The organism is Wocania ichthyoenteri Th78 (genome assembly GCF_000789235.1).
In the GTDB taxonomy this organism is placed as follows: domain Bacteria; phylum Bacteroidota; class Bacteroidia; order Flavobacteriales; family Flavobacteriaceae; genus Wocania_A; species Wocania_A ichthyoenteri.
On record NZ_KN525716.1, the window covers coordinates 3,921,024 to 3,944,211 of the forward strand.

27 protein-coding genes and 1 tRNA gene are annotated in these 23,188 nt (G+C 30.0%); 21 read left to right on the forward strand and 7 right to left on the reverse strand.

The genetic code is table 11. From position 1 onward, the window contains the following. The first annotated feature begins 380 nt into the window (after window positions 1–380). From RG22_RS16995 to RG22_RS17035, 9 genes are all read left to right on the forward strand, one after another. Window positions 381–974 carry a Crp/Fnr family transcriptional regulator gene (locus RG22_RS16995; protein WP_034045508.1) on the forward strand — a complete coding sequence of 198 codons (594 nt, stop codon included), beginning with the start codon at window positions 381–383 and terminating at the stop codon, window positions 972–974. A gap of 93 nt (window positions 975–1,067) precedes the next feature. After that, on the forward strand, window positions 1,068–1,418 hold the full coding sequence (locus RG22_RS17000) for a hypothetical protein (protein WP_034045510.1): 351 nt from the start codon (window positions 1,068–1,070) through the stop codon (window positions 1,416–1,418). A 21-nt stretch (window positions 1,419–1,439) separates the two neighbouring features. Next, window positions 1,440–2,312, forward strand: a complete 873-nt coding sequence (locus RG22_RS17005; RefSeq protein WP_034045512.1) for a pirin family protein — start codon at window positions 1,440–1,442, stop codon at window positions 2,310–2,312. Between the two features lie 298 nt (window positions 2,313–2,610). Beyond that, window positions 2,611–3,591 (forward strand): diiron oxygenase, encoded by a 981-nt coding sequence (locus tag RG22_RS17010; protein WP_162183660.1) that lies wholly within the window; start codon window positions 2,611–2,613, stop codon window positions 3,589–3,591. After that, a complete protein-coding gene (locus RG22_RS17015) occupies window positions 3,588–4,325 on the forward strand; it encodes a methyltransferase domain-containing protein (RefSeq protein ID WP_034045515.1) in 738 nt (245 codons plus the stop codon). Before RG22_RS17010 ends, RG22_RS17015 begins: the two co-directional genes overlap by 4 nt. A 16-nt stretch (window positions 4,326–4,341) precedes the next feature. Next, window positions 4,342–5,118, forward strand: coding sequence for an FkbM family methyltransferase (locus RG22_RS17020; RefSeq protein ID WP_034045517.1), 777 nt, complete (start codon window positions 4,342–4,344; stop codon window positions 5,116–5,118). A gap of 6 nt (window positions 5,119–5,124) precedes the next feature. Then, on the forward strand, window positions 5,125–6,450 hold the full coding sequence (locus RG22_RS17025; RefSeq protein ID WP_034045519.1) for a hypothetical protein: 1,326 nt from the start codon (window positions 5,125–5,127) through the stop codon (window positions 6,448–6,450). 22 nt (window positions 6,451–6,472) lie between these two features. Beyond that, window positions 6,473–7,102 (forward strand): FMN-binding negative transcriptional regulator, encoded by a 630-nt coding sequence (locus RG22_RS17030; RefSeq protein ID WP_034045520.1) that lies wholly within the window; start codon window positions 6,473–6,475, stop codon window positions 7,100–7,102. 408 nt (window positions 7,103–7,510) lie between these two features. Beyond that, entirely contained in the window at window positions 7,511–7,732 is a 222-nt protein-coding gene (locus RG22_RS17035; RefSeq protein WP_034045522.1) for a hypothetical protein, read from the forward strand. A gap of 56 nt (window positions 7,733–7,788) precedes the next feature. Here the strand turns inward: RG22_RS17035 and RG22_RS17040 are convergent, their stop codons facing one another. The 6 genes from RG22_RS17040 to RG22_RS17065 form a co-directional block, all read right to left on the reverse strand. After that, complete coding sequence (locus RG22_RS17040) at window positions 7,789–8,124, reverse strand: PIG-L family deacetylase (RefSeq protein ID WP_052143809.1); 336 nt, start codon at window positions 8,122–8,124, stop codon at window positions 7,789–7,791. Beyond that, window positions 8,124–8,735, reverse strand: a complete 612-nt coding sequence (locus tag RG22_RS17045; RefSeq protein ID WP_034045525.1) for a pyridoxamine 5'-phosphate oxidase family protein — start codon at window positions 8,733–8,735, stop codon at window positions 8,124–8,126. Before RG22_RS17045 ends, RG22_RS17040 begins: the two co-directional genes overlap by 1 nt. A 69-nt stretch (window positions 8,736–8,804) precedes the next feature. Further along, a complete protein-coding gene (locus RG22_RS17050; RefSeq protein ID WP_156113419.1) occupies window positions 8,805–9,284 on the reverse strand; it encodes a hypothetical protein in 480 nt (159 codons plus the stop codon). A gap of 109 nt (window positions 9,285–9,393) precedes the next feature. Then, the gene (locus tag RG22_RS17055) at window positions 9,394–10,380 is read right to left on the reverse strand and encodes an alpha/beta fold hydrolase (RefSeq protein ID WP_081997764.1); all 987 of its coding nucleotides are present in this window, start codon (window positions 10,378–10,380) and stop codon (window positions 9,394–9,396) included. A gap of 105 nt (window positions 10,381–10,485) precedes the next feature. Further along, entirely contained in the window at window positions 10,486–10,896 is a 411-nt protein-coding gene (locus tag RG22_RS17060; RefSeq protein ID WP_034045526.1) for a nuclear transport factor 2 family protein, read from the reverse strand. 58 nt (window positions 10,897–10,954) lie between these two features. Further along, window positions 10,955–11,500, reverse strand: a complete 546-nt coding sequence (locus RG22_RS17065; RefSeq protein ID WP_034045528.1) for a TetR/AcrR family transcriptional regulator — start codon at window positions 11,498–11,500, stop codon at window positions 10,955–10,957. A gap of 583 nt (window positions 11,501–12,083) precedes the next feature. Here RG22_RS17065 and RG22_RS17075 point away from each other — a divergent pair. The 10 genes from RG22_RS17075 (at window position 12,084) to RG22_RS17120 (ending at window position 21,946) form a co-directional block, all read left to right on the forward strand. Further along, complete coding sequence (locus tag RG22_RS17075; protein ID WP_034045532.1) at window positions 12,084–13,268, forward strand: ATP-binding protein; 1,185 nt, start codon at window positions 12,084–12,086, stop codon at window positions 13,266–13,268. After that, window positions 13,241–15,967, forward strand: coding sequence for a tetratricopeptide repeat protein (locus RG22_RS17440; RefSeq protein WP_052143810.1), 2,727 nt, complete (start codon window positions 13,241–13,243; stop codon window positions 15,965–15,967). The genes RG22_RS17075 and RG22_RS17440 overlap by 28 nt, the downstream gene beginning before the upstream one ends. 1,121 nt (window positions 15,968–17,088) lie before the next feature. Continuing rightward, entirely contained in the window at window positions 17,089–17,247 is a 159-nt protein-coding gene (locus tag RG22_RS17755; RefSeq protein ID WP_081997765.1) for a YodC family protein, read from the forward strand. Between the two features lie 71 nt (window positions 17,248–17,318). After that, window positions 17,319–17,403, forward strand: a tRNA-Ile gene (locus RG22_RS17085). Between the two features lie 158 nt (window positions 17,404–17,561). After that, complete coding sequence (gene lexA / locus RG22_RS17760) at window positions 17,562–18,206, forward strand: transcriptional repressor LexA (RefSeq protein ID WP_081997766.1); 645 nt, start codon at window positions 17,562–17,564, stop codon at window positions 18,204–18,206. A 10-nt stretch (window positions 18,207–18,216) separates the two neighbouring features. Next, a complete protein-coding gene (locus RG22_RS17100; protein ID WP_034045533.1) occupies window positions 18,217–18,438 on the forward strand; it encodes a DUF2188 domain-containing protein in 222 nt (73 codons plus the stop codon). A gap of 12 nt (window positions 18,439–18,450) precedes the next feature. Continuing rightward, a complete protein-coding gene (locus tag RG22_RS17105) occupies window positions 18,451–19,311 on the forward strand; it encodes an SMODS-associated NUDIX domain-containing protein (RefSeq protein ID WP_034045534.1) in 861 nt (286 codons plus the stop codon). After that, window positions 19,308–20,456 carry a nucleotidyltransferase domain-containing protein gene (locus tag RG22_RS17110; RefSeq protein WP_034045535.1) on the forward strand — a complete coding sequence of 383 codons (1,149 nt, stop codon included), beginning with the start codon at window positions 19,308–19,310 and terminating at the stop codon, window positions 20,454–20,456. The genes RG22_RS17105 and RG22_RS17110 overlap by 4 nt, the downstream gene beginning before the upstream one ends. Then, on the forward strand, window positions 20,449–20,883 hold the full coding sequence (locus RG22_RS17115) for a type II CBASS E2 protein (RefSeq protein WP_052143811.1): 435 nt from the start codon (window positions 20,449–20,451) through the stop codon (window positions 20,881–20,883). The genes RG22_RS17110 and RG22_RS17115 overlap by 8 nt, the downstream gene beginning before the upstream one ends. Beyond that, entirely contained in the window at window positions 20,867–21,946 is a 1,080-nt protein-coding gene (locus RG22_RS17120) for a nucleotidyltransferase family protein (RefSeq protein WP_034045536.1), read from the forward strand. Before RG22_RS17115 ends, RG22_RS17120 begins: the two co-directional genes overlap by 17 nt. Window positions 21,947–21,972: 26 nt before the next feature. On the opposite strand, the gene RG22_RS17125 is transcribed toward RG22_RS17120, so the two are convergent. Further along, window positions 21,973–22,170 carry a hypothetical protein gene (locus tag RG22_RS17125; protein ID WP_034045537.1) on the reverse strand — a complete coding sequence of 66 codons (198 nt, stop codon included), beginning with the start codon at window positions 22,168–22,170 and terminating at the stop codon, window positions 21,973–21,975. A 137-nt stretch (window positions 22,171–22,307) separates the two neighbouring features. Here RG22_RS17125 and RG22_RS17130 point away from each other — a divergent pair, with 137 nt between their 5' ends. After that, the gene (locus RG22_RS17130; RefSeq protein ID WP_034045539.1) at window positions 22,308–22,529 is read left to right on the forward strand and encodes a helix-turn-helix domain-containing protein; all 222 of its coding nucleotides are present in this window, start codon (window positions 22,308–22,310) and stop codon (window positions 22,527–22,529) included. Continuing rightward, window positions 22,530–22,955 (forward strand): hypothetical protein, encoded by a 426-nt coding sequence (locus RG22_RS17135; RefSeq protein ID WP_034045541.1) that lies wholly within the window; start codon window positions 22,530–22,532, stop codon window positions 22,953–22,955. Window positions 22,956–23,188 lie beyond the last annotated feature (233 nt).

A 23,188-nucleotide genomic window follows, 5' to 3' on the forward strand; every position in this document is an offset into this window, starting at 1 on the left:
ATAATTATTTAGTCAAAGCTCAAATTATCGATTGCGCTTTTTGTCATAACGCACTTACTGTGTGTGTTTTGATTAAACAAAAGAGAAGTTTAAACTACTTCTTTTTTGTTTTTTTTCTTATAATATAAATTTGATGATTTAAGACCATTGTAATCGAGTGATTAAAATAACTTTATCAAGTTACTTTTATATTTGGATTTACAATAACATATTCTCAAGTGTTTTTGCTATATGTCTATTCTAAAAAGTTTCTTTTACCCTTTTAATAATGGAACACTTTTTATGAATAAATGTAAAGGTGATGTATAAAGTATGTGAAATCACTATTAATTAATAAAAGGTAAAACTTTAGGTTCTATTTATTTATCTTTATATGAATTATGACTTTATCCAATTTTAAGAAGCATCTCATAGAAAAAGGAGGATTATCTGAAGAAGAATTTGCTCAAATAATGCCTTTTATTAAAACAAAAACAGTTAAAAAAAACGAATTCCTGTTAAAACAAGGAGATATTTGTTCGCATTCCTTTTTTGTAGAACAAGGTGTATTACGATTTTATTCATTGAATGAGGAAGGTAAAGAAAACATCTTGCAATTTGCCACCGAAAAATGGATTGTTAGTGATCGTGGAAGTGTTTTCTTTCAAGAACCATCTAGCTATTATATAGATGCTGTTGAAGATACATTAACCGTAATGCTTGATGAACATTTTGTTAATGAAGTAGCAAAAATTAATTCAAATTTTAGGAAACAAAATGAAATCCTCTTACAAAATCATATTCGTCATTTGTATAAGCGTATTAGTTTATTATTAGGCGCATCTGCAAGGGTGCGTTATTTAGAATTTGTCAATATGTACCCAGATATTATGCTACGTGTACCACAATGGATGATTGCTTCGTATTTAGGTATTACACCAGAAAGCTTAAGTCGAGTACGTAAGGCTTTAGCAAAAGAGAACTTCAAATCTTAATAGTTAAAACCATAATGCATATCTTATCATAGGTCAATGCATACCTTTTTTCGTTGCTGTAATTTAGCAGTAATTAAAAGAAAGGAATACATTATGAGACATTTAGAAGCATTAGTACTTACAAATAGTACTACAATACCAAGAATTTTAAACTGGAAGGTTTCAACAGTAAGTAATGTCGAAACTATTATCGAAAAATTACAGCAAAGACCATATAAGGTTTTAGTAATTTCTACTGAAATATCTGAATCTGATAAAAAGAAATTGTACCGATTAACGTCAGTCTTATTTGAGAACATCATATTGGTTGAATATACTGATGATTCAAATTTAGAAGAAGCAGTAAAAACAGCTTATTGGTCAAATAACAAACCAGGTAATTCACGCAATTATTTGGATAATTCGTTTGAAATAAAATTGGCAAATCGCATTAATTCAAATTAATAAATTAAAGTACAGAGAAAAATGAAAACAAGAACTATAGAAAAGGTAACAAAACCAGGAATCCCACATTTTGTGGGAGATGGATTTAGAGTGCATAACTTTATTCCAGGAACATCTACTATGAAACGTATGGATCCATTTATTATGATGGATTATAATTCAAAATATAATTTCCCTGCAACAGATAAACCAAAAGGCGTTGGTGTGCATCCACACAGAGGTTTTGAAACGGTAACCATTGCTTATAGAGGTCGTATACAACATGATGATAGCTCAGGTGGCGGTGGTATAATTGGAGAGGGTGATGTGCAATGGATGACAGCAGCTTCAGGTGTTTTACACAAAGAGTTTCATGAAACCGAATGGAGTAAAACAGGCGGAGAATTCCAAATGGTACAACTGTGGGTAAATTTACCTGCCAAAGATAAAATGAGCCCACCAAAGTACCAAGCAATAGCCAATGCAGATATTAACAAGGTTGCATTGCCAAATAATGATGGTGAAGTAGAAGTTATTGCTGGTAAATACAATGAAAAAAAAGGCTCAGCTTCTACATTTTCACCAATTAATATGTATAATGTAAAGCTTAAAAAAGGCGCAAAAACGCAATTTACATTTCCAAAGCATTACACTACAGCTTTGTTAATGGTTGAAGGTGATGCTAAAGTGAATGGAGATACTAATGCACCACAAGATCATTTTGTAATGTTTAGTAGTGATGGTGAATCTTTTTCGGTAGAAGCATTAAATGATACTGTAATATTGGTTTTAAGTGGAGAGCCAATAAATGAACCCATTGCTGCTCATGGACCTTTTGTAATGAATACTCAAGAAGAGTTAATAGAAGCTTTTCAAGATTTTAATACAGGAAAATTTGGGTATTTAGAAGATTAGTATAGTAGTTAAAAAGCAGTTCGTTTTCGAACTGCTTTTTATATGTATTCTTACTTTCTTTTCTTATAAAAACTTTCTCTAAAATGTTAAAGAATACTCTTTTTACGGAACGAAGTAGGAGAGATGCAAAATGTGTTTGGAATGAAATAATGTAAATTAACAATATAATGTTTTTGATTTTAAGTAAATAGATTCTCACTTATTTTGTTATATTTGAATGATAAATCTTATATTTTCAATTGGCCTATATAGTTCTATTGTTAGTATATATATTTTAACAAAACTCAAAATATATACAATGAGTCATGAAAACATCAACATTGATTTTGATTTATCAAAATTAGGAATTTCGCATCTTGACTATACATCCAAACTAAAAGATTGGTACGATAAATCAAGTGTTCGTTCTTTAGATCGGCGTATCATAAAAAAGGAAGAACTCGATGGGAAACTATTTTATTCGCCAGAATTAGTCCCTATATCAACGCATCCTATCATAGTTAATAAAGGTTTGCAACAAGAAGTACTTTACTTTCACTTAATTAGTTATCTAGAATTCACAAATAAGTTAGAGCATAATCTTGTGAATAGAGTAACTCAAAAGATTGCTCAAAACGAATATTTCTATGTTTTGCCAGATAATATGAGGCTTGATGCATATAAAATTTATTGCGACGAATCATATCATGCTTTGTTTTCAGAAGATATTTTACAGCAATTAGAGCAGCTTTCTTCCGTTAATTTTAGGATGCCAAAAACCGGTCTACGATTCGATCCAAGTTTTTTATCCGAATATAATACCATAGCCGACAATAAACGTGGAAAAGAATTAGATCTAATCGAAACTTTTTTTGTAATTACCACAGAAACTTTGATTACTAAAACTCTAGTAAAGGTACCAAAGGATACTAGAGTTCTTACTACGATACGTCAAATCATCGGAGATCATGCAAAAGACGAAGCATTTCATCATAATTATTTCTCTCAACTCTTAAAAATACTTTGGAAATTGCTTTCCGTCTACGAAAAGGCTTATATAATAGACATGATGCCTGATTTTATTAGGATATTCTCTACACCAGATCTTCAAGCTTATAAGCATGGGCTGTCTTGTATAGGGCTATCAAAAACAGAAATTGAACAGATTATAGAAGAATCACATCCACAAGTATATTTAGATAAAATAATTAAACAACAAACCAAATCAACCGTTAGACTGTTTCAAAAAGCTGGTGTTAGTGCAGACTACCTTTTTAAATTTAAAAATAGAAAATCATGAATCAACAAAAAACATTAATAGATGTTGGGCAAAACCTCACGGCAATTAACTCAGGATGGACTTTTTCTGGTGATGTGGCCGAAAAGTTTGATGATCACATCAATAAATCAATTCCTTTTTACAAGGAAAGCCATCAGTTGATAATCAATTTAACAGATTTCTTTATTTCTGAGGATTCAGTTTGTTACGAACTGGGTTGTTCTACTGGAACTTTAATTGCAACTATAGCAGATCGATTCAAACGCCTAAAAGATGCTAAATTTATTGGTATCGACTGTGAGCAAAGCATGATTAATAAGGCAAAAGAAAAAGCCAAAGCTCAAAAACAGAAAAATGTACAATTTAAAACGGCTGATATTCTAGCCTATGAATATGAACTTGCAGACTTAATCATTTTACCTTATACAGCACAATTTATTGCTCCAAAACAACGGCAGATTCTATTTAATATGGTTTACGATACGCTCAATTGGGGAGGAGCATTGATTCTATTTGAAAAAACACGAGCTCCAGATGCTCGTTTTCAGGATATGACTAATCAATTATATATCGATTATAAGCTCAAGGAAGGCTTTTTAGCCCATGAGATTTTAGCGAAGTCCAGAAGTTTAAAACGGGTATTGGAACCATTTTCGGAAAATGGAAATTTAGACCTGATGAAACGGGCGGGATTTGTTGACATTATGACCGTATTTAAATATGTAAACTTTCAAGGATTCATTGCTATAAAATAAGAACTAGACCTTTACTATGAATATACAATCAAACAATATAATTCAACTACAACATCACAAAACTTTATTTTCGTTGTACGATCCAGACCAAAGTGTCCACAATGAAACCTTTAGCGATAATGGTTATGAACCAGGGTTAAGAACTCTTATTGAGCATTTAGTCACCAGTGAATCACTTACTGGTATACTAGACATTGGCTCACTTTATGGTTATTTCCCTAGTTTTATACATGCCATTAACCCAGATTTTAAGGTTTATGCTTTTGAACCTGGAGCGCAAAATTTTGATATTCTAAAACAAAATAAAGAGCTTGGGAATTTTAATGCTACACTATTTCCGTATGCACTTTCTGATGAAAATTGTGATTTGCCATTTCATAATCGAACTACAAATGTCACCATCGATCAGTCTACCGAAATTATTAAAGCATTCACATACGATACATTTAGAAAAGAGCATAAAATCAAAGCTGAAATTGCTAAAATAGATGTTCATGGTTCAGAAGCACTGGTGTTAAATGGAATGAAGGAAGCCTTAGCACAAGAGATAAGGCATGTGTTTATTGAAATACATGCGCTACATCTTTGCAGCAAAAAATATAGTTACAAAGACATCATAGATATACTTCATGATGCTGGCTTTCTGATTTTTGAAATGAAAAAATTCCGTTATACATATGAGGTCGAATTGGTGCATTTAAGCGGAGCAAACCTAGAGCAGTTTATTGATTATGATTTATGGTCTGAAGAAGAAGTTAGCAAAGAACGAATGTTATATGCTATAAAAAAATAGAATAGAATGGTAGAGTTTGTATTCTTACATAAGAACAGCTTAGCATATCTCGATGACTATTATGCAGCATTTGGCTCGTTGGATTATCTAGCAAAGAGTCACCCAGGTTTTTACAAGCCCAACTGTGCACCTTTTGCAGTTCCTGATACTGCATTTGTTAAAGAAATTAGAACTTTAGCGACAGATATGTCTGCTGGGATATCTCAAATGTATCATGACTTTTTTACATCGAATGACATTAAGCCCACAAATCGATTGCAGCAAATTGCAAAATCGGTTTCATCAAAATACCGACACCCAGTTCCTTCCATTGTACGCTTAGACGTTATTCCAACCACAGAAGGTTTACGGGTAGTAGAAGTAAATTGCGGTAATGTAGGTGGAGCTTGTACTTTTGGTGTGATGGAACAATTTTTGGTTGATCATTTTAATGCAAAAATCACACCAAAACATAGTTTAACCTGTGCTTTAGACGCTCTTTTGATACAACCACCTCCAAGAAGGGTTATAAGTGTTTATGATGGGATATCAGCTAAACTTTTTGCCCATAGTCGAGAAACCCGAATAAAAAAAAGATACGGTACCATTGATGTTAAAAGTATTGGATTACATCTTTTTGCAACACAAAAGTTAAACTACCCTAAAACGAGTTTTTATTTGGATTTATCCGTTGGAAATCTTCTCAACAAGAAAAATGGGAAAGCTTTGCGTTCCTTTTTTTCCAAAGAGGCAGGTTTGTTTTCAACTTCTCCTATATACGATCGCTTTTTTTCGAGTAAGGCGTTAATTACCCGCTTATCTAAACGTTTACCAAAAGCCTTGAATGTGCGTTGGAATAAATGGATGATTAACACACAAATTTTAAACTATAAACATTCAAAATCAATTCAAGAGAAAGACATTCATTATAACTATCCAATTATTTTAAAACCGTCCATTGGTTCATGCGGAGAAAATATTAAAATACTAACTTCTTTTAATCAAACTCAAAAGCATTTGAGTTCATCTATAATAAAACATTGGGTAGTACAGCCCTTTAAAAGCACTGTTTCTGCGTGTATACCTAACACTACAGGTACTATAGCATTAAACCCCGTTTATGGAGTGTTTTTGATACGAGAGGGAGATAAATTGGTGTATAAAGGCACTTCCATTCGTTATTCTCAAGATAAAATTGTAAATCTCGGACGTCAAGGAGAACTGGGGTTATTGATAGAACCAGAATGGGAGGTGGATATTCAAAAATTAAAGGCTATTGCACAAAAAGAACTGGTGGATTTACCCCAAGCATCTGGAAAATCATGCTACACTACATCTTATGGAATCTCCTAATAAAAAAATGTAAAAATAGAATATGTATATTCCAGATTTTAACTTGCAAAAAGATAAAAAACAAGTAATTGATTTTATTAAACGATTTAGTTTTGGAACAATTATTACATCTAAGAATAATATCCCAATTGCAACACATTTGCCGTTTCTTGTTACTGAAAATAAAGAAGGGATAGTATTGACTTCTCACTTTGCAAAAGCTAATGAACATTGGAGAGATATTAAAAAAAATAAAGTTTTAGTAATTTTTAGCGAACCTCACGCATATATTTCACCAAAGAATTATGAAAAAGAATTAAATGTTCCGACATGGAATTATATTTCAGTTCACACCTACGGAGAAGGAAAAGTTATTAATAAAATAGAAAGAATTACTGAATTGTTGGAAAATACAATTGAAAATTATGAAGTTGAATACAAACAACAATGGAATGAATTACCTAAAGAGTTTAAAAGAAAAATGATAAAGGGAATTGTCGCTTTTGAAATAAATGTAACTGATATACAAGCTAAAGAAAAATTAAGCCAAAATAAGACAGGAAAAGAAAGACAAAATATTATTAATTCACTTTCAAATAGCAAAGACACCAACGAAAAAGCAATTGCAGAATATATGAAGAAACGTTTGAACGAATATAGAGGTGGCTCATAAACCTACAAGTTAATTAGCCGTAATCTCTTTTAACATAATTGTTGACGATATAGACCTAAAGGCACTATATCTACAATTATGTGTAAATAGCCTGAAATACGGCTATACAGAAATTACTATATATTTGTACTATAATGGTCAGCATTATGTTACTTTGCTTTGGTAAAAGCAATAGTTTCATTTGCTGATCTTTCTTTTAAAAGTTTTCTTCTCCAAAGCTTCTTTTACTAAAGTTAATGAAATACTTTTTACACGAAACGACGATAGGAGAGTAGTGGAATGTGTGTGGAATTATATATTGTTAAAAACTTTTTAAATTATATAACTTTATTGCAAATCGATTCCTACAAAATATAGTACATTTAGACTCTCTCCCTTTGTAAAAATTGAATTTAATTTAAAAAATATATGAATAAAGAATTTTTAGCATCTACTTCTGTTTTCGCAGAAATGGCAAATAATCGTGTTGATATTCAAAAGATTATAAATGAATTTATTATTAGTACATATCTGTTAAATAATACATTCTCACAAGATTCAACACAAATCAGGAGTGAATTAGTAAAGCATTTTGATATTGATGTTCCTGAAGCAATAATTAGAACACAATGTAAGAAAATTAATTCGTGAAAATGCTTTGACCAAAACAGACGGTCAATTCGTAATTAATTCAGATGAGCGAAGTGCTAGAAGCTATTAATGGCATTTGCTAATACAATTTCTGGTTGGTATTTTCTAATAGCCTGAATAACCAGTAACCGACTTGCTTCATTGTTTTCAATGGCTCCATCTGGTAACCCTAATTGTTCTCTGTACTGGATTCCTAAAATTCTTGAAGCTTCAAGAGATTCTTGTCTTCTGGTTTCTGGTGTTCCATAAGTGCCTATTTCACCTGCTGTTAAATCTACAATAGCAACAGTTTTGCCTAAGGATATGTGTTTTAATATAACACCTGACGCAGCACATTCAACATCATCTGGATGAGCTCCGAAAGCTAGAATATCTACTTTAAATTTATTCATTATATTCTTCTTTTTAATTCTTTTAATTCAGCTTCAAGTTTTGAAATATAATCTTGTTGTGGTAAAAAAGCATGATTTATTTCTTCAACAGTATATCGTGGCGTGATATGTTGAGGGCAGTTCCAATCATAAGCTTCTATGTGAAATACCATCATGAGCTCAGGACGAAATTTGTAATCTGCTAAGTCTAACTTATCATATAATTGAGGATTATCATTAAGTTCTACAATTTCTGCTTTAGCGAAAATTTTAAGACGTGTCCTGGTAGGATAATCTATCATAATGAGAGATACATTATTATTGGTTGTTATATTACCAACAGATACATATTGCTTATTTCCTGTAAAATCAATAAAACCTAAACGTTTTGAATCTATAATTTTTATAAATCCTTTTGGGCCACCTCTGTGTTGTATGTATGGAAATTCTTTTACACCAATTGAAGCTAAGTAAAAACTATCACGATTTTGAATAAATGTTGTTTCACCAGAAGTTAATCCGTTTACAACATCGAATTTTTCCATGCGCTCATAACTTTTACGACTGCCATGCTTTTCTTGTAGTTTTTTTACTGCTTCTGTAAATGCTATTTCTGCAAAGTTTTTAGCCATGATGATTTGTATTGATTTAAAGTATAAAAAAGAGGAAGAGGAGTTTCTGTAATCTTCTTCATCCTATTACTATTTAGCTATAATTGTTTTAATGTCGTATTGAATCAAAAAGATTAGAGGAATTGCATATACTAAGTGACGTACTAATGTTATAACTGGCATCATTGGAGACATGTCTAATCCTGCAACTCCTGCTCCTAATAAAGGCAGCATAAATAACCAGACTAGTGCTATAGTTTCACCAACTACAAATAATAGTGGTCTAAACCATTTTGGTCCCCAAAGTGAAGGCGCTATACCAGCAAATAATATTGATAATAAAATGCCATTACTGTAATGGCCTATAACTCCGTAAGCTAAACCTAAACCAGTTTTTGCTCCTAGTATGCCAGGAATATCCCACCATTTCCCTGTAAATGCTAAACCAACAAGATCAAATAAGATGGTACCAATAATACCTGCAACGATTGCATTCTTCCAATTTATTGTTCTATTTACCATATTCATAGTTGTTTTATGGTGATCGTTATTTTTTGTTGAAAAACTCATAGTTTTTTGTTTTTAATGTGAAAGTCAGCCCGAGAAGAAAAACTTCTTTTTTGTTTCATTATTAAGAGCTTAAAAACTCGAACTGACGGCTACTAATTAACCAACACTATTATTTAATGTTATTTTTCTTTAAAAATTTTAGAATATAGTTAGCGATTTCATCCCCTTTTTCTTCTAAGGCAAAATGACCAGTGTCTAGTAAATGAAACTCTAAATTCTTTAGATCTCGTTTGTACGGATAAGCACCATCAGCTGGGAATATGTAATCGTTCTTTCCCCAAACAATTAAAGTTGGTGGTTGATGATCTCTAAAATACTTTTGCCATTTAGGATATAGTGGCACATTCGTTCTATAATCATAAAACATCGCTAATTGAATAGCATTATTTTCAGGACGTGTTAAGTGCTGTAAATCAATATGCCAGTTATCTGGACTTATTTTTAATGAGTCTTGAACACCATGTGTGTATTGCCATTTTAAACCTGCAGGCGAATGAAATCCTTCTAGTGGTTTTCCATTTTCTGGTTTGTAATCATTCCAATATTTTTTAATAGGAATCCAGAAGTCTTTTAAACCTTCATCATAAGCATTACCATTTTGAATGATTAATGATTCTACACGTTCTGGGTATTTTGAAGCAATCCTAAATCCTACTGGTGCACCATAATCCATTAAATAAATACTATATTTTTCCACATTTAGTTCTTTAAGGAAACCATCAACAATGTTTGACATATTATCGAATGTATAGTCGAAATCCTTTATTAATGGTTGTTCACTTCTACCAAAACCAGGATAATCTGGTGCTAATACATGATATTGAACAGACAAGTCTGTTATTAAATTTCGAAACATGTGTGATGAAGTTGGGTAACCATGTAATAATAAAATAGTTGGTTTGTTTATATCGCCAGCTTCTCGATAAAAGATGTCTAAACCATTAATTTTAACTGTTTTGTGAAGCGTTGACTGATTTTTTTCTTTTTTATGAATTATTGTGTTGTTGTCTTCTGGAGATTCAAAAGAGAATAATCCTAGAGATATTACTGCTATCGCTGCAATACCTAAAGCAGATTTTAAAATTTGTGTTTTCATAATGTTATTGTTTTATTGATTATTTAAATTTAATACGATAAGATTCTTTGGATGTCTTTATAGTACTTGTAATTTGGTTACTGTTTAGTGTTCTCATAATTTCTGTTATTTAAATTTTCTATCTTCTTCGTTTATTTCAATATCGTTAGCACTCATATCTCTAATTTGCATTAATCCGTTTTCATCAAACTCCCAGTGCTCATTTCCATGGGTACGATTCCATTGACCAGAATTCGCATCTTGCCATTCATACTCAAAGCGTACAGAAATTCTATTATCTGTGAATGACCATAAGTGTTTTTTTAGTGTATAATGCTGTTCTTTGTTCCATTTGTTTGATAAAAATTTTGCTATTTCTGCTCTACCAATAAAAAACTGATCTCTATTTCTCCATTGTGAATCTATGGTATAAGCCATTGAAACTTTTTCTGGATTTTTACTATTCCAAGCATCTTCTGCTGATTGTACTTTTGCTATTGCTGTTTCCTTTGTAAAAGGAGGTACTAGTTCTTTCATAATTAAATATAATATACAGACAAGTCTGTTTTTTTTATTGTAAAAAAAGAAATTAGATTTAACCTAATAACTTTATTGCTGCTCTCTTTGCTGCCGTAATAGGCCAACTACTTTTTTGGATTTGAGATAAAATAATTGCCCCTTCTAACAGTACTACTATTTCATTACCCAAATCTTTTTGGTTTGTATCGTTTTGTAATAAACTGTCAACTAATTTTTTTACATCAGTTTTATGCAATACAACTTGATCTTTAATTTTTTGTTGATCTTGAGGAAGGTCGCATATAATATTTTGAAATCCACAACCTCTATAGTTAACTGAGCTCAACCAGCTATCTAAATAATCGAAACTTGATATTACTTTTTCTTTATCCGTTTTTTTTGATGAAACAAAATCTTGCAAACTTCCCATCCAATTAATATGTCGTTGCTTTAAATAGTCAACAGCAATATCTTCTTTAGATCTAAAATGCTGATACATACTTGCTTTTGCAACACCAGCTTCTGCTATAATTTGATTAATGCCAGTTTGATTATAACCGTTATTATAAAATAAATCTGAAGCCGTTTCAATAATGCGTTCTTTTACTCCTTTCTTTTTCATGGTACAAATATATATAGTTTTTATATTAAACAGACAAGTCTGTATTAATTTAACATACTTTTAACGTTCACTATTCATAACTCAACTTATGATAGGATAGAAGTTATACTCTAAAGAAAAACCCGACCTCATAAAATTTTGGCTAAAACAATAGATGAGTGGTGCGTAAGATTTTAGGGATCTATTAATACATATTAGTTTAATGACCCAAGTTCCAATTAATCTTTTGAAAACGAATGCTTCTGGGATATTTTACATAATACTACATTATAGCTATCAAATGGAATACTATTATACTCTTTGACCAAAAAGCCATAAATTAACATTTGTGCTATAATGTTCTGCGTTATGTAACTTGAGCTTTGGTTAAAAGCGAAAGGTTTATACAACATTTTCTTTATTTTTTTCTTGACAAAAGTTTATTCTGCAAAGTTAATGGAACACTCTTTTTACGAAACGACTATAGGAGAGAAGTGGAATGTGTGTGGAATGACTTCACAATACTACTTAACAAAAAAAATATTGTTAAAAATTTTGACAAAATAATATTTGTCACTATATTTGACAAAATAATATTTGTTATATGAAAAATGTAATTGGAACTCCGGCAAGAGGTAAAGATTTCTTTCAAAGAAAAATAGAAATCGATAAAATAGTAAAAGCAATTGACGAAGGAGCTAACATCCAGCTTGCAGCTCCTAGAAGAGTTGGTAAAACTTCAATATTAATGCATTTGTTAGATAACCAACCAAATGCTAATCATTATTTATACTTAGATACTGAGGCTATATCCAATAGTAATGATTTTTTTAAGAAAATTTATTCCGAAGTCATAAAATCGAATTGTGTTAGTGGGTCTGTTAAAGTAATGCAGCAAATAAAAGGAGCAGGTAATTCTTTTTTGAAAAAAATAAAAGGGATTAATGTTAGCGGTACAGGATTAGAATTATCTGAAACAGAAGATTTAGACTATTATAATGAATTAATTAATCTGTTGAAAGGAATTCAATTAGATAAAGGTAAAATTATATTAATGATAGATGAATTTCCGTATACAATTAGCAATATAATTGACAAAACCAATAGTAATGATGAAGCAATAACTTTTTTACAGTTAAATAGAAGTTTGAGGTTAGACCCAAATATAAATTTGAAAATTCAATTTATTTATACAGGTTCTATTGGACTAAATACTACTGTAGAAAATTTAAATGCAACTGCATTGATTAATGATATAATGTCAATTAAAGTAAACCCAATAAAATATAAAGAAGGTGTTGAATTACTTAATGCAATATTGGAGTATGAAAAGAAAACAATTACAAATGACAATATAGATTTTCTACTTAAGAGAATAGAATGGTTAACGCCTTTTTATATAAAACTAATGATAAAAGAAATCATTGATTTAATGGAAGAAGATGATGAAGAAATCACTATAGAATTAATTAATGATTCATTTCAAGAAATTATTGATTACAGGAATAATAATTATTTTGAACATTACTATAGTAGACTAAGAGGATTTTTTAATGGGAATGAATTTGATTTTATTATAGAGACATTAAGTTTTATAGTCAATCATAATACTATAAAAAAGGGAGATATTTACAATATAGCTGTTAAATATAAAATCGAAAAGGAATATAGAAGTTTAATTCATACCTTGATATATGACGGCTATATCCATTCTGAAGATTCTGGTGAAACTTATAGGTTCAATTCTCCTATTTTAAAATTATGGTGGAAAAAATATGTAGCAAATTAATTATGAACACAACAATATATAACCCAGCAAACAAAAGGAAAGACCAATTAATCGAAGAATTTGTAGTTAGGACTAAACTCTTTGATTCAATTATGTCAGATGTAAAGACGACAGATATTAAATACCCAGGTCAACATTACTTATTAATAGGACAAAGAGGCTCAGGAAAAACAACTTTAATACATAGAATCAAATATGCAATTGAAGATGATAAGGAATTATCCAACCTGATTCCAATGACATTAGGAGAAGAACAATATGGAATAAGTGAACTAATAAATCTTTGGGAAAAAATAAGTGAAATTTTAGAAGATTATTATGGTTTTTCTAATTTATATAATGAAATAGAAGATGAAATTAATAAATCAAATAGTGAAGAGAATTGTTTTGAAATTCTAGTAAAAAGCTTGAAAAATCAAAACAAAGTACTTGTTCTTTTTATCGATAATTTTGGAGACTTGCTGAAGAAATTTTCAGATTTAGAAATAAAAAGACTGAGAGAAATATTAATGACATGTTCTTCTTTGAGGTTAATTGCAGCTTCTCCCGTTTTAATTGAACAAATTCTTGATTATCAAAAACCATTATTTGAGTTTTTTAAAACGATTCCATTAAAAGGTTTAAATAATGAAGAGATTAAAAACTTACTTTTAAAACTATCTGAATTAGATAATTCAGTAAAACAGATTAATCATATAATAGAACACAACCCTGAAAGAATAGAAATACTAAGAATATTAACAGGTGGTGTTACAAGAACTATTGTTTCACTATATAAAATATTTGTTGATAACGTTGGAGGTAGTTCTATCAAAGATTTGCAACTAACATTAGATGCTGTTACACCGTTGTATAAACATCGAATGGATGATTTACCTAAAAACCAACAAAAAATAGTTGATATCGTTGCAAAAAGTTGGGATGCTACAAGTGTAAAAAGTATAGCTAAGAATTCTAGAATTGAAAGCAAAATAGTGTCTGCACAACTAAGATATTTAGAGAAGAGTCAAATAATTGAAAAAATTCAGACCGGTAAGAAGAATCATCTTTATCAGATAAAAGAACGTTTTTTCAATATTTGGTATTTAATGAGATATGGTAGAAAATATGACAAAAAACGTGTTATTTGGCTTGTTAGGTTTCTGGAATCATGGTGTAGCAAAGAAGAGCTAGAAAAAAGGGTTAGTTCTCATATACACTCGCTAAACAATGGCGAATACGATGATGCTGCTGCAATTCTCTTAGGAGAGGCGTATTTAGGATGTAAAACTATAGATATCAACTTAAAAAAAGAATTAGTTTTAAAATCAAAAGAAATATTGCCCGAAAATTTAACGGTCGGAATGTCTATTTCAGATTCTGATTTGTATTCATCAGCATTTAAATTTTATTTAAATGAAGATTATGAATCTGCATTAAAGATAGCTCTTGAAATTTCTAAAAAAGATAAAATTTATGGTTTTATAGCAAATGCATTTTATCAAATTGACGATTTAGAGAATGCTTTAAAGTATTCAGATCTCCTAATGGATTCAGGAAAAGAGATTGACAATATAGATTATGGATTAAGAGGTTCAATTTTTCACAAATTGGGTGAGAATGAAAAGGCAATTAAGGAATACAAGGAAGCAATAGATAAAGGAGCTAAAGAAGCAATAGGAGATTTAGGGTTTTTATACCTTCAAATGGATAATTATGATTTAGCTGAAGAGTATTTACTTGAAGGTATAAAACATGATGATTCGAAATCAAAATCATCGCATTTTTTAGGTCATTTATATGCTATAAAAAATTCAAAAAATAAAGCTATAAAATATTACAAACAAGCCATTAAATTAGGAGATAATAGAGCTAATCTGTGTTTAGCTAGATTATATGATGATAATGACGATTTTGATAATGCTATTATTTATTTTAAAAAAGCTCTAAAATATTATCCAGAAGAAAGTTCGATTGACTTAGCAATTACTTTACTTGAACAAGACAGCGAAAACAAAGAAGCCGAAAAATTATTAAAATCTATTAAAGATTCCAATGATCCAAAAATTCAATTTTTAATAGCGCAAGTTTATGACATTTATGCTGAAAATTATTCTAAAGCAAAATTGCATTATAACAAATCAATTAAATTGGGTAATAAAAAAGCAATTCACAAATTAGCACATGTTTACGAAAGTATGGGTGATTTTAAAAACGCTGAAAAATACTTTTTAAAAAGCTACGAGGAAATCGAAGATTATGATGCTCTAGTATGCTTATCAGAATTGTATTTAGATTCTAATGAATTTAAAGAAAAAGCATTAAATCATATTAAGCTTGCTAATGAAAATATTAAATTTAATACTCTTAAAAATCTGCTTTTTGCAAAAGTATTGCTTTGGAATGACGAAATCGAAAAGTCTTTAGAAATTATTAATCCAATCCTAGATTCATTTGAAGATAATGAAGATAGTGAAGATTTTCAATATGAACTAAATGATATTATCGAATATTTTATAGAACTAATAAGTGTAGGTTACTACAATATTGTTTATGACTTATTAAATAAATATCAATTAATTGATAAGTTTAAACCTATTTATTTTACTTTAATGCATTACATGAAAGATGAATTTCCAGATGAGTATTTAAAAATGGGAGAAGAACTAAAAGAGGTTGTTGAAGAAATTATTGATGATATTGAAAATAAAAAAAAGTAGTTGGTTTTGGTTTAGACCTCATAAAATTTTGACAAAACAATAGGTGAGTGGAGCGTACATATTTTAGGGCTCTAGTAATACAGTTTCTATAGTGTTTGAAGTATACAAAGGATTTCAAAGTAATCTTAACCAGTTACAATGTTTCCTAAAATATAGCGTAACGAGCCGTAATTGTTTCCAAAATTATATGCAGTCATGATTTTTTTGTTTCTTTTTTTATCAAGAAAAAAAGATATAATCAAAACTTAAGAAGTTCAAAACATCAATTTCTATTTTACATAATATTCTCGTTCCTAATTAAAAAGTTTAAATAGTAACGAGAATAGAATAAGTGCTTAGAATTTTATTTTTCTTAAAATTTAAGCTCTTATGGAATGCTACGAGAATCGCATAGAAAAAAATATTACCTACAAATACTCAATTACGAGAATTATGATAACAGTTAAAAGTTAGCTTTTTTTTTGGCGCTGGCAAAGCGGTTGGAAATTGTGTTTAAAAATAAATGCCATATAAGGCATTTAAATTTTTAAAAAGCAATAAGCGCATTTGGCAGCGGCTATTTTACATAACGGCTAATTATAGATACAAATGTTTTAAAAAACGCTGCGAAGCAAACCGCTTATTAGTTTAATGACCCAAGTTCCAGTTATTCTTATGAAAACAAATGCTTCTGGGATATTTTACATAATACTACATTATAGCTATCATTTTTTTTATAAATAGAATGATTGTACTAAGCATCATAATTTCTCCAGCGCGCCATCTGTGTTATAAATAGCTTCATCCACCGGATAAACCTATTTATAAAATGTACTATAATGTTCTGCGTTATGTAACTTTGCTTTGGTAAAAGCGAAGTTCTTTAACCCAATTTTATTGGATTTTTTTCTTTCTAAAAGCTTCTTAAAAAAATGTAATGGAATACTCTTTTTGCAGAAAGGGCAGAGGAGTGGAGGCAAAATGTGTATGGAATGGCATAATATTAACGAAACATATGTCAATAAGTCATTAAATACTCTTAAATTTTGATAATTTATTGCAATATTGAAGTTTGTGCTGTCGATATTCTATTGGCATAAAATTTGAACTTAACTCAACTTAAACAATTAAAATATTATAATATGAATGATTTAAAAGTTGGAGATGTAGTTGTATTAAAATCTGGAGGGCCTAGCATGACAATATATCAAATTGGTAATGATGTTAGCTGTAAATGGTTTGATGGCAATGAACTAAAATACGGTGGTTTTGTAAAAGAAGAATTAGAACTAGAAGAATAACTTTTGCTCTTATAAAAAAAATATACGGAGATTTTACCCTCTACATTTCCGAAAGGAATAATAATCTTTTCGGAGTTGGCAGAGCGGTCTAATGCAGCTGATTTATAATCAGCCGAACTCTAACGGGTTCCATGGGTTCGAATCCCATACTCTCCGCAAGAAAGACTCTCGAAAGGGAGTCTTTCCCATTTATAATAGTTATTTAAAATATTAATGTTAATAAATAATATCATTTTGTTAACATATAACATCTCGTTAAATGAGATATTATAGCACTATTATTTAATTTTACATCTGTAAATCAATTCATTATAATGAATCGTATAAAAGAGGTTTTAGAAAGTAAAGGTATTAAGCAAATTTGGCTAGCTGAAAGATTAGAAAAGAGCTACAATATGGTTAACTCATATGTCCAAAATAGGAGACAACCAAGTCTTGAAGATTTATTCAAGATTGCAAAAATATTAGATGTTGCAGTTGCTGAGTTATTAGAAACTCATACTTCTAAAAAAACTTATGATTCTTCTATGCAATCGACAAATTTAAAAGTTGCTGAAGGTGAAGAAGAGTATGAAAAAATGATAAACATACCAGTATTAGGAAATGTTGCATGTGGATATCCTCTTTTTGCTGAAGAAAATATTGAAACAGAAATTTCTATTTCAACAAAGCTCATTAGAAAGAATAAAAAGTATTTTATTCTTCGAGCATCTGGTGACTCAATGAACAAAGCTAATATAGATGATGGAGATTTAGTCTTAATAAGAAAGGAACAAACCGCAGAAGATGGAGATAGAGTAGTGGCCTTAATTGATGATGAAGCTACAATCAAGGAATTTAAAAATAATTTAGACCATATTGTTTTGTTACCAAAATCAACAACTAAAGAGCATCAGCCAATTATATTAACAAGAGATTTTAAAATACAAGGCATTGTAGAAAGTATAATAAAAATTTAAAATGTAAATAATGAAAAAGAATCAACACGTAGTTCCACATAATAATGGTTGGGCAGTTAAAGGAGCAGGAAATCAAAAGGCAACAAAAGTTACTTCTACTCAAAGGGAAGCAATTAACGTAGCTAGAAATATTGCGAAAAATCAAAAATCTGAACTTTTAGTTCATAACCAAAAAGGCCAAATTAGACAGAAAGATAGTTTTGGCAACGATAATTTTCCACCAAAAGGCTAATACTAAATATGTATGTTAAGATTCATTTTAAAAATATTAGTTGCATTAATTCTAATTATCATAGGTTATAATATAGATGAGTCGCTTCGTCCTGAATTCATTGGAGGTGGATACATTTTACTTATCACTATTTTGATTATTGATGGTTTTAATTTTTTTTATAAAAACAGGAAAAGGTTAAAGTTAACGTTGCATTCTTTTTGGATTAGCTTATTTGGAAAATACATAAGATTTTCCATGTCCTATCAGTATGTAATTAAGGTTAATGATAAATACTTATTAGTACAAAACGCAAATCCAAATTGGAATTGGTATCAACACGTAGGAGGGAAGTATAAAAGGTTACCTGAAACACAAAGTGTTTTGAAGGGAATGAATGCTACTGATGATATAAAAATGAAGACAGCTGGATTAAAAAAAGGTGATTTAGCGGTTTTTGTTCCTGCTAGAAATGCAATGAAATTTCTTGATTGGTTTAATAGCGAAAAAAATCGTGAAATTTCTCATTGGAGAGAATTTTACGAAGAATTGTTGGGAGGGAAAGCAGATAATAGAATCCTTAAAAAAAAGAATTTTCCTTACGTTAATTACAGATTCTTAAAATCGGTTCAAACTCCATTAAAAAGAGCTCCTATCGAATCTGGTTGGGATTGTTGGGAGATTTTGCAATATGATGTTTTAGAATTGATACCAAATGAATCACAACAAAAGGAGTTGGAAGAATTATTATCTAAAGGAGATAGTGAGTATATCAAATGGGCTAGTGCTCAAATGATTAATAAACTAGGCTATGATGAGGGAGAGTTAAGTACTAAATACAATATTGGACCTCACGCAAAGTGGGTTTTAAATTTAAAATGGAGTAAAGCATGATATTATTTAAAAATAAAAATACGCAGTTAGACGATTTATTAGCTAGAATCGCTGAACAAATTCAATTAGATGATACGCGTAAAGAAAGAATGGAAACAGCTTATAGAGCTATCGAGAGTTTACTTAATGAGGATATTGGCTTTTTTAAAGATGCCGTTTTTGAAATATATCCTCAAGGTTCAGTTCGGATTGGGACAACTGTTAAACCAACTGGGAAAAATGAATTCGATTTAGACATAGTTGTGCATATTGTTATGGATTGGGAGAAATATTCTCCACAATATATTTACAATCAATTAAAAAGAGTTCTGCAAAATAGTGATAGATATAAGGATAAAGTTGAATTAAAGAATAGATGTATTCGCCTAAACTATGCTGGTGATTTTCATATGGATATTTTACCTGGTTGTCAAGAAACAAGCTATGATGAAGATAAATTAGTTATACCAGATAGGGAGTTAGGAGATTGGACGTCGAGTAGCCCAAGAGGTTATGGTAATTGGTTTATTAATAAGTCAAATTTGGCAAAAATGACTTTACTAGAAAAGGCCTATGCAATGGAAAATTTGCCAGCTGATGAATTTTCTAAAAAGAAACCTTTGCAAAGAGCAGTTCAGCTAATCAAGATGTATCGTGATGAGTATTTTAAGACTAATCCTAAAATGGCTACATCTAGTATAATTTTAACAACTATTGCGGGTGAGTTTTATGAAGGAGAAGAATCAATTTTTGATACTATTGAAAATATCATAAATAAAATAAAACAAAATTTTAACATCGTAGGGCTAGTTGGGAATCGTTTGAAAATATTAAACCCTGTTAACCCTCAAGAAGATTTTAGTGATAAGTGGGATGATGATAAAGAACCTGAATTGTATGAACATTTTAAAAAATTCATACTTCATTTAGATAAACAATGGAAAATTTTAAAAGAAGAAAATGGTGTTATTGAGGAAGCAAATACAATAAAAGGGTTATTTGGTGAAAAAGCGTTTTTAAGAGCACAAGATTCACAAGTAAACCAGCTTGAAAAAGCAAGGAAAATGAAAAGTATTGGTATAAATACTTCGACTGGTGTTTTAGTCGAATCACTTATTGATACTACGAAACCGATAAAAAACAATACTTTTTTCGGAAGTGAATAAACAAAAAACACATACTTTATCTGAGCAATTTATTGCTCTAAAAAGAAGCTATCCCGAATTCAACGTTAAGCTCTTAAAAGATTGTGTAGTATGTACTGGATTAATAAGACCTACTTCAAGAAGTATTAATTATTCTTTTAAGTTAAAATATAGAATAGGCAAACGGCCAAAAGTTAATATTTTAGAGCCAGTTCTAAAAAGGAATTTTAAGAATGAAAAAATCCCACATGTTTATCCATTAAATGAGCTATGCTTGTATTACCCATCATATCAAGAGTTTAATTCATATATGTTGATTTCAGACTGTATTATTCCATGGACAAGTTTATGGCTGTTTCATTACGAAAATTGGCATATTACCGGTGAATGGAAAGGAGGAGGAATACATCCTGTGCCTAAAAAGAAAAAAAATGAGAAAAAAAAATAAGTATATTATTAAAGGGGCATTATTAGGGAGTGGAATTATTGCTATAAGTGATATACTTTCTCAATGGTTTGATCATAATAAAAGAGGCGAAAAGTTCACGTGGGAGAGTTATGATGGGAAGAGGACTTTAAAAAACAGCTTAATTGGTGCGGGTGTAGGAGGCGGGATTGGTTATTTGACAAATGAATTAAAACGTAATAAAGAGAATAAAAACCCTTTTTATTCGAGTGAGTATTTAAAAGACATATTGAAAAAAGAAGATTTGAAAGCAGATTCAAAATTCTACAATGATGTACTCAAATATAGAAAAAATGTAAAAGAAAAATTATCAAAAAAATTTAAAGCAGGATTAGTGGCTTCTCCTGAAGATGCTGGATCATTTCATAAGAGAACAGCGATTGGGTCAAATTATGATCTGGATATAATTTTGCCTTTTCAAAGAAATTATTATCCTACATTAGAAAAGATGTATAATGATGTTTTTGAAACCATAGAAGAATCTTTTTCGTCGAAAGCCAAAATCACTAAGCAAAAGAAATCCATTGGTTTGACTTTCCATAGTCAAGATGATGAAGAAATCCATTTTGATATTGTACCTGGTAGGGAAATTAACAATTATGATTTAGAGAAAAAACTTAATTTGTATGTTCATCCAAACTGGGCATGGCAAAAAGGAAGTTCGGTAAAATCTAATGTTGGAATTGACAAGGATTTAATGGTTAACAAACCAAAAACCAGAAAGGTTGTAAAACTGTTAAAGGTATACAGGGACAGGAATGAATTAGAGTTACCAACAACAATTATTGATCAATGTGTTGTTGCTGCATTATCAGATGAAAATTATGGTATCGATAAATCTGATAAGAATAACCTGTTGAATAGTATGTTATTCATTGCTAAAAACCTTAGAAATGAAAGGATTATTGATTTGTCTAACTCAAATAATAATTTATCTGCCAAACTTACGGATACGCAGAAATCTGATATTGCTAGCTTTCTTATAAAAGATGTTAACCGTATTAAACAAGAACCACACTACCTGAAAGAAATATTTGAATTATAAATTATTAAAGAGTAGAGCATTATATTCTAATTACGTTCTCCACTTCCATAATTCACTCGCTTTTTAAAATCAATAATTTCATCTTTTAATCGCTTATTAGCATTTTCAATCAATTCATTTTGTAGTTTCATAATGCGTAATAAGTCGTGAATGGCATTTAAGTTATCTAGTTGGGTATATACAATTCTTTCAAGGTCAGCTTTTGTGTATTTAGGATATGGCATTATTCTTGTTTTAGGATTAAATATTCCGATTATCAGAACAAATATACATTATTTCGGATAAAATAAAAATCAATAGTTTACAAAATCGGAATAATTTATCTTAATATGTAAATTTATGTTCTTAAAATCAGACAATAATGACAGAATTAGGATTGTTCCTATCAAGAAAATCAGTAAACCGTTCCGATGTTTCAAGAAAAACAGGAATAAGTAAAACTAGACTTAGTGAGTTAGCTAATAATGAGCGTACTAAGCTTAGAGCTGACGAATTATATTTAATTGCCTTAGCAATTGATGTAGACCCCTGCGAAGTATTTAAGCAAGTCTGCAAAGACCTTAAATTAAAAGAAGAAAACTAAATGTCTTCTTTAAGTCTAGAGTTCCTAAAATCAGAACTAAAAAGCCATAACCTAGAATTAATTGACAAAACCGATGGGAGGGAGGGGCTTGACTTTTTAATAGGAAATAACCAAATATACCTACAACCACTAGATTTAGATACTGTAACACAAAGTATTAAAATTGCAAAACAAGATTTAGGAGAACTTAACGATAACTTGTTTATCGCCTTAGTTTTAATTATAGAACAACAACCAAGAGTTGTGTATTTAATTCCATCTAAAGAATTACAAGACTCTAACAACAATTTCTTTGTAAATAATGAAGTCAGTTTAATGCCCAGTTTATCTAATTGGGAAATCAAAATATCAAGCAAATCCATTGAAGAGTTTGAAAAGTACGCTTTAAATAATGTGATTGACGCGGCAATTTTACATAGCGACTAATTATAGTACAAACAGCAGGATGTTTCTTGTTTAGTACTAAAGCCAAGAGCCAAATGTTTAATGACCCCAGTACTACAGTTTATTGTGTATAACAGTTTATTGTGTATACAAGACTTTCTGGGATATTTTACATAATATGGAATTATAGCTTACACATGGAATAACAACAAGATTTAATCGAAATATGATATTTGTACTATAATTTATAACATGTAAATAAAAAAAACGCCTAT